This window comes from Lewinella cohaerens DSM 23179 (assembly GCF_000379805.1).
In the GTDB taxonomy this organism is placed as follows: Bacteria; Bacteroidota; Bacteroidia; order Chitinophagales; family Saprospiraceae; genus Lewinella; species Lewinella cohaerens.
Map to the genome: position 1 here is coordinate 556,661 of NZ_KB903531.1, position 6,000 is coordinate 562,660.

General features: G+C 37.3%; 7 protein-coding genes. 2 read left to right on the top strand and 5 right to left on the bottom strand.

The annotated features are described in order from the left end of the window. Positions 1-8 precede the first annotated feature (8 nt). The 5 genes from A3EU_RS0102130 to A3EU_RS0102155 form a co-directional block, all read right to left on the bottom strand. Positions 9-503 carry a VOC family protein gene (locus tag A3EU_RS0102130; protein WP_026211182.1) on the bottom strand — a complete coding sequence of 165 codons (495 nt, stop codon included), beginning with the start codon at positions 501-503 and terminating at the stop codon, positions 9-11. Between the two features lie 240 nt (positions 504-743). After that, positions 744-1,559 carry an AraC family transcriptional regulator gene (locus A3EU_RS0102135; protein ID WP_020534473.1) on the bottom strand — a complete coding sequence of 272 codons (816 nt, stop codon included), beginning with the start codon at positions 1,557-1,559 and terminating at the stop codon, positions 744-746. A 69-nt stretch (positions 1,560-1,628) separates the two neighbouring features. Beyond that, positions 1,629-2,207, bottom strand: coding sequence for a hypothetical protein (locus tag A3EU_RS0102140; protein ID WP_020534474.1), 579 nt, complete (start codon positions 2,205-2,207; stop codon positions 1,629-1,631). Between the two features lie 91 nt (positions 2,208-2,298). Further along, entirely contained in the window at positions 2,299-3,261 is a 963-nt protein-coding gene (locus A3EU_RS0102145) for a Fic family protein (protein WP_020534475.1), read from the bottom strand. Positions 3,262-3,726: 465 nt separating this feature from the next. Next, positions 3,727-4,731 carry a hypothetical protein gene (locus A3EU_RS0102155; RefSeq protein ID WP_020534476.1) on the bottom strand — a complete coding sequence of 335 codons (1,005 nt, stop codon included), beginning with the start codon at positions 4,729-4,731 and terminating at the stop codon, positions 3,727-3,729. A 144-nt stretch (positions 4,732-4,875) separates the two neighbouring features. On the opposite strand from A3EU_RS0102155, the gene A3EU_RS0102160 reads away from it, so the two are divergent. Both A3EU_RS0102160 and A3EU_RS0102165 read left to right on the top strand, forming a co-directional pair. Next, on the top strand, positions 4,876-5,223 hold the full coding sequence (locus tag A3EU_RS0102160; RefSeq protein ID WP_020534477.1) for a hypothetical protein: 348 nt from the start codon (positions 4,876-4,878) through the stop codon (positions 5,221-5,223). 24 nt (positions 5,224-5,247) lie between these two features. Beyond that, complete coding sequence (locus A3EU_RS0102165; protein ID WP_020534478.1) at positions 5,248-5,784, top strand: glycine-rich domain-containing protein; 537 nt, start codon at positions 5,248-5,250, stop codon at positions 5,782-5,784. Positions 5,785-6,000 lie beyond the last annotated feature (216 nt).

Sequence of the window (6,000 nt, forward strand, 5' to 3'; positions counted from 1 at the left end):
TTTTCCGCTTAATTTGGGGAATTGAGACCAAGTCTATTTCCTTCTGTGTCCAAAAACAAAGCAAAAAATCCGCTTTCATCTGCGTGTGCTGTTTTAGGCATAAGGATTTTTCCACCATTTGTTTCGATTTTATCAAGAATGGTTTGAAGATTATCTCCACCATTTAGATATATGGTTACTCCATCAGCAGAAGGTTTGTATCCTTCGCCTTTCATAATAACTCCTGTTACCATTTGTTCTTCGTAAGGAAATATCCCCATTTCCATTCCTGGCATTTCCATTTTCTCAATGTTAACGCCTAATATTGTTTGATAAAAATTTACTGCTCGTGAAATATCCATTGCTGGAATTTCAAAAATTGAAATATGACTTTTCATTTCTATTCCTTTTTGATTTAGGTTAGATTCAATCGCCAATATTTCGGCTTTAGGTTTATTTTGATTATTACAAGCAACTATGCATATTGAAAGCAATACAGTTGCACAAAGTATGGTCCTGTTCATACGGTTCTGTTTAATTTAACAGGACAAATTTAGCCTACCTGTGAAGACCAAAATTGTAAAAATGCGACACATTGTTTATTAGACTTGTTCTGCTGGGGCAGAGTGGTGGGAAAATTGATGCATTATCGACCACGCGAAGTCTTTTTTGAGGAGCCTAGCCATAGCTAAGCGACTCAAAAAAGACACAGTGTGGGAAGATAAGGCGCAATTTGCCCCCGATATGATCCCAGCAGAACAAGTCTACTGGTAGAAAAGGGTAGAAAGTACCATGTTTTCATTACCTAAAAACTCTTTCGGGTTTATTCCCGTAAACTCCTTAAAGTCTTTGGTAAAATGAGCTTGGTCGAAATATTCGCTTTCGTATGCAATGTCAGTCAGGTTTTCTGTCTTTCTGTTAAGTAATATTTTTAGAGCAGTTTGTAATCGGATTACTTTACCTAACTGTTTTGGGCTGACGCCAATTTGTTTTATAAAATTTCGTTCAAGTTGTCTCCTTTTGGATAAATCTTCTTTAAGTATTGTGATTATTGAAGCACTTCCGTTTGTAGCTAAAAGGGTATCAATTGTTCTTTTTACGATATTGTTAATCGTAGATTTTTCATTTAACTTATCTAAAAGAAAAGTTTCTATAATTTCTATTCGTTCATTGCTATCGGTTGCCCCTATTATTTTTAGTTCTAACTCTTTAGCTGTTTTTTCTCCGAATAACCGTTCTATTGGCGTTTCCTTATTTGCCAAATCCTTTAATGGCATAGCTACGAAGTTCGCAAAACCGTATGGGTAAAAACGAATTGCAAATGTATTAACATAGCCTGTTGGTTCAATAAAAAATGGCTCGATTGTCTGTCCAAGAACCATTGCACGAGGTTGAATTATAAATTCGTCTCCCGAAGTGTATCTTTTAATGTCGTCTCCAAGTATAAAAGCCATTTCAACTGTTCCGTCTGGAATTATCCGCTGTCTTTGTGAATCAAATTCAGCAGGAACCTCTAAAGTCCAATAGCAACTGACAAAAGATTCTAAATCAGCATTGGGTTGAAATGTTTGATAATTCATTTATAAGTTCGTTTTTTTTGAGTGACGCACAACTCAAAGGTCACTATAGCCATCATTGGGTGGCAGGTCTTATTTTATTCTGCTACTCAAGTACTTTTTATTCTCATCTAATAAATCTGAGTAAGACTCCAAAAGCGTCTGTTCTCCATCAATGACATCGACTAGTAAATAGGCGAATTTCATCATAACCTGTTCATCATTTTCGTTAACGTTTTCGTAGGCGAAATCGGCGAACCTTTCCATCTTATTAGTGAGAAGTGTTGTCTTTAACTCAATGTCCAACAATTGTGATATTAGTTCAAACTCCAACAGTTCCGCCTTATTAGAAACAAAAAACCTTAAGCTTATATTCTTGACAGATGCAACTTGAAACCCACCTGAATTTGATACGAATTCACCAATCGTTTGCTCATTTTCTACAAAACCATTTTCAAGTTTTTCATAAAGTTTCAGGTGCCGCTCTAATACCGTATCAATCTCACGCTGACTTGATATGATTTCACTCTTGATAGCTAAGAGTGTCTTTTTCAAGTACTTTTCGTTGTCTAATTTTTCTTTGTAATTACCTATTGATACTGCAATTAAAACACCTATTACGACAATGGTAATTTCCTTGAAAAAGTCTACTATTAGGTTGCTCTTTTTCATTTTAACTTTTTGCTTATGTATACTTGAACTCAAGCTACAACGCAGTGCGACCAAAGGGAGCATTGTCAGGGTAGCAAAGTTGTGCCCAGTATTACTCTTTCCTTTTATATTTTGTTAATCGTTTTTCTCCTTCTTTTATTAACATTTCTTTCTCAACTGCTTTCTGTAAGTCTCTGGATGCTGTTGCTGGCGAAATATTAGAAAATATTTTCAAGTAATCGCTACGGGTAAAATACGCATCGCCAACCTCATTTAAAAAGTAAGTGATCCGTTCCTCATCACCCATGTTTTCTGGACGAAGTTCTAGCAACTCTTCAAGACTTAATTTAATCTTTTCTAAAGAATATTCAACGAATCGTGTTGACAAACCTGACTTATCACTTTCGTTTAATACTCGATAATATTCCTCTTGACTATCTTTTATCGATTTCTCTAGAGGAGTATATTCAAACACAGGATTGACTTTCATTAATATCAACGTTTGCCATAACCTGCCCATTCTTCCATTTCCATCATAAAATGGATGAATGAACTCCATCTCATAATGAAATACACAACTTTTTATAATTAAATTATCCTCATCCTTATTTAAATATTCAAACAGTTGATGCATCAAATTTTGGACATTCCAACCTGGCGGAGCTAGATGAGCCACTTTACTCCCTTGCACTATACCTACTCCTCCTGTTCTATATCTTCCTGGATTTTCCACTAATCCTGTCATTAACATTTCGTGCGCTTTCAAATATGATTCTTCAGAGAATGGATCAAAATCAGCTAATGAATTATAAACATCTATTGCATTTTTTACTTCTAATATATCTTTTGTTGGACCTATTACTCTCTTATTTTCTATAATAGCAGTAATTTGTTCCTCGCTTAAAGTATTACCTTCTATTGCTAACGAAGCTCTAATTGTTTTTACCTTATTCCTCTTCCTAAGTTCTGTTTTAGGCTTTCTCAAGTAAGTAGCGTCAACAATTCCTAATAGCCTACCTATATCTGTCGAAAGATTAATGATCTTAGGAGTTCCTTCATAATACTTTTGCAACATGATACTATCATTTGATACTATCAAAGATAACAAAAAGCCTCTATCAAGTTATTATAGTGTCATTTAATTACTATTTATTGGGCACAACGTTTTTCGGGACATGCGAAGTTCGGAAATTTTCGGCAGAGCCGAATTTTTTTTTGAATTTCCGCATGTCCCGTGTGGTACGAGGTTCGCAGCGCAGCGGAGAAGCTTGTGCCACACGGGCTTGCCTGAAAAACGTTGCCCAAGATGCGCAGCGAAGCGGAGTATCTTGGGCAACTCCGGCTTGTGCGATGTACCCGCCCCTCTGCACCGATGAACCGGTAGAAAACCACAGATCAAGTACAGCACCAAATATATAACCGAGTGGAATACTGCTCTGGGCGGGTATAGTCGCACAAGCTAAGTTCTGCAACGTATTTAATCTTATTCTCATCCTTCCTAAGCCACTATCGATACTTCAACTCTGTAGCGCCAACTAACTTAGTTTGTAAACACTGGATCTAAGAAAGTCCCATTTTCAATAAAATTACGAAATTGTCGACCTTCTTCCTTTTTTAATTCATATTGAGCACTCCTTACTGCTTTAGCTACTTTCTCCTTGAAATCTGCTTCTGAATTTGATGGATCAACACCAAAGAGAACATTTCGGATACTCCATAACTGCTTGTCATAAGGTGTGGCGCAATCGGGCAGTGCATCTCCTAGCATTTCTTCAGGTTGACATCCAAAACAAGATTCGATAGGCACTATATGGTCTATAAAGTCTACAACATTTCTCTCTTTGTGATGAATCACAAAATAGTTTTCTTTGGCAAGCTCAGCACGCGCTGCTCCAAGTATAGTCTTAATTGCATCATGCGAACGGGTTATTATTTCAATCTTTTGTGACTTGGAAAGAGATTCATATTCTTCTCCAAGTTTGCTTAAGTACGGTTGACTAATATTATAGGCATAGCTGGCAATTGTATCAGCTGTAGCTCTCCCACCGGATTGAAACAAGTCAAAGAACTCTGATTCTTGTTTAACTTCTTTTCGTGTAGTTTGCTCATTGGAATAGAGTCTGCTTTGTTCTTGAGCACTTTGAAGCTTTAATTTCAATGCAATAATCACTATCAGGCTAATGATTCCCCAAAGTAAAAGCGAGATGAAGCTAATTCGATGGCCTTTATTCCAGGTTTGTCTCTTTTTCACACTCAGTTCTTCTTCTAACTCTTGTTTTTCAACGGTCAGGCGCCGTACTGACTTTATATTTCTTAAGGTTTGAATACCTCGATGGTAGCTCTCGATAGTTAGCTTATCTCTATAGTTGAGTAGGTTGCCGAAGTGCTGTTTACTATACCCTAGTTCAAACCCTACACTTTCATTAGTTCCAGACTTCAGTTCCACGAATGTACTGTTTTCACTTTCTCGGATTCCATACAACTCATCTACAAGTTCTTTGAAATCATTATGTAGCTGCTGAATTGTTTGCTCTTTACTTGACATAGAATGAACACTCTAAGTTGGGGTAATGGAAAAGTTAGGCATTAGTTAGGTAAATGTTAGGGATAAAATAAAGCAATTCGTCAATAAAACCTGCATCATTGAGATGAAAATGAAACCTAATTTCATCACTTAACACATTTAAAAATGAAGAACAAAGCTGATGCAGAAAGAGAGGCAAGAATTGTTGTTAACAAATGGACGGCTGTGGCTACGGCTGTGGGCTGGGTACCATTTTCTCAGTTCTTCCTGGCTCCCGCCGACTATAGAATGGTCGCAAACGTTGCCAAATGCTTCGAGGTGAAAAAATTTGATGCGGAAGCAGTTTTAACAGCTGCAGGTGCTACAGTAACTGGTAAAACTATTTTCCATACGCTTCTGGATTTTTTCCCTCCAGCGTGGTTTTTAAAGAGTGGTACAGCCGCAGCAGTAACAAAAGCTGTAGGTGAAATTGTAATTCTTCACTTCAAGTCACGTACAACACTTCCCGATTAAATTATTAACCAAAAATCTGATGCGATGAAAATTTCAAGTATAACATCTCCTGAAAGTATGGAGATAACTAACCTCTTAGGGTTTCCCATCGACATGGTAGAGACTGATAAGAGAACCAAAATCATCAGAATTCAAGATTACGACTTGAGTTTTGTTGCTAACCGGTTAAGAAGGAAGAAAATTCTCAGTGAACACAAAATTGATTCAGCAATTATTGAGTTCAAGCGATTTATCACAATGATCGTCCTAGGCCATGCCAAAATGTCGGTACCATGTAGAGAAGTTGACGAAGTATGGCATGCTTTCATCCTCTACACAAAAGAGTATGAACAATTCTGTACTGAGATTAATGGTACGTTTATACACCACTGTCCACATGATTCTAAGTTTGCGACAAGCTACATAGAATCTGACCGCAACACTGAACTAGCATATCAGCAGTACTTCGGAAAGCCCGTACTTACCTTTACAAGTAACTTAAGAGGCTGTAGTTCGGGAGGAGATGGTGGCGGTGACGGCGGGATTTGTCAATGCGACAATGCCTGCTCTCCACTACAATAACTCGAGTTGGTAATGATTTATACTAATCATTATCCTTACTAAATTGTGGGAATAGGTCTTATTGACTTGTTCCCACATATATTTTCTATCAAAATGGGACTATAGTTATCAATGTTGCAGAACGTTTTTCGGGACATGCGAAGTTCGGAAATTTTCGGCTGCGCCGAAAAAATTTTTGAATTTCCGCATGTCCCGTGTTGTACGAGGTTCGCAGCG

Bases quoted from the DNA above. Each gene is read 5' to 3' on its own strand.
- A3EU_RS0102130 (WP_026211182.1), bottom strand. From the start codon at position 503: ATGAACAGGACCATACTTTGTGCAACTGTATTGCTTTCAATATGCATA.
- A3EU_RS0102135 (WP_020534473.1), bottom strand. From the start codon at position 1,559: ATGAATTATCAAACATTTCAACCCAATGCTGATTTAGAATCTTTTGTC.
- A3EU_RS0102140 (WP_020534474.1), bottom strand. From the start codon at position 2,207: ATGAAAAAGAGCAACCTAATAGTAGACTTTTTCAAGGAAATTACCATT.
- A3EU_RS0102145 (WP_020534475.1), bottom strand. From the start codon at position 3,261: ATGTTGCAAAAGTATTATGAAGGAACTCCTAAGATCATTAATCTTTCG.
- A3EU_RS0102155 (WP_020534476.1), bottom strand. From the start codon at position 4,731: ATGTCAAGTAAAGAGCAAACAATTCAGCAGCTACATAATGATTTCAAA.
- A3EU_RS0102160 (WP_020534477.1), top strand. From the start codon at position 4,876: ATGAAGAACAAAGCTGATGCAGAAAGAGAGGCAAGAATTGTTGTTAAC.
- A3EU_RS0102165 (WP_020534478.1), top strand. From the start codon at position 5,248: ATGAAAATTTCAAGTATAACATCTCCTGAAAGTATGGAGATAACTAAC.